Genomic DNA, 230 nt, shown 5'->3' on the forward strand with positions numbered 1-230 from the left:
GTTCACTGGCCAGCGCACAAGGCGCCTCCCTGCAGTGGTGGTTCGGCGCCGGTGCCATGGCCGCAAGTGTCCTCTGGTTCTGCTCCCTGGGATTCGGAGCCCGCTTCCTGCGCGGCTTCTTCGCGCGCCCGCTGTCCTGGCGAATCCTTGACGGCACCATCGCCGTCACGATGGTGGCGTTGGGCCTAGGGCTAATACTCGGCCGGTGACGGCAGCGAATCCATGTGGGG

At 67.0% G+C, this 230-nt stretch carries 1 protein-coding gene; it reads left to right on the top strand.

Annotation, left to right across the window (positions count from 1 at the left end; translation table 11 throughout):
• Positions 1 to 209, top strand: a 209-nt coding sequence (locus tag SB724_RS22125; protein ID WP_410573270.1) for a LysE family transporter, incomplete at its 5' end; no start/stop codon positions are given.
• Between the last annotated feature and the right edge of the window lie 21 nt (positions 210 to 230).

It is taken from the genome of Bacillus sp. SIMBA_031 (assembly GCF_046535225.1).
GTDB classification, from domain to species: domain Bacteria; phylum Bacillota; class Bacilli; order Bacillales; family Bacillaceae; genus Bacillus; species Bacillus velezensis.